Below are 520 nucleotides of genomic sequence, written 5' to 3' on the forward strand. Positions count from 1 at the left end.
GTGTTATTGCTTCAAGGCTTGCGGTTTTGTTGGTGTTAATTTGATTTGTAGCGCTTTCTTTCGCTTGGTTTAAAAAGATTTGATAGCTCGTTAAAAGCCTGGTAGTGGTTTCTATCAATTGATTTTCTAGCTTTTTAATCTCGCTTTTGATGTTTTCGGTGTTAGCGTTTAAAATGCTCGTTACTTCTTGCTCGTTAGCCTTCATGCTCGTATTGAAATCGCTAAAAAAGCCCTCGTATTCTTTCATTTTCGCTTTCAAGCTCTCGCCGGCGTTACTCAGCCATTCAATAGAATTTCTCAAACTGCTATCAATTTCATTCGCGTTTTTAAAAAAATCCAAACTCAAAAGCACTTCTAAAATCCTAACAATCCCTTTAAGGCTTAATTCCACTTGCTCGGTGAAAAGGCTATTAGAATTTAAAGCGTTTTGTAATTGCTTTAATAATTCGTTAGTGATTTCTTTCACTTCTGGCTGTTCTTTAATTTCAAGCGCGCTATTAGGTAGATTAGGGTAATTCAT

Annotated in this window: 1 protein-coding gene; it reads right to left on the minus strand. The window is 36.0% G+C overall.

What is annotated here, in order from left to right:
• Positions 1-520 (minus strand): hypothetical protein (locus I6852_RS07900; RefSeq protein ID WP_197292083.1); only part of this gene is annotated, 520 nt, incomplete at both ends.

This window comes from Helicobacter pylori, from assembly GCF_015904775.1.
GTDB classification, from domain to species: domain Bacteria; phylum Campylobacterota; class Campylobacteria; order Campylobacterales; family Helicobacteraceae; genus Helicobacter; species Helicobacter pylori_DM.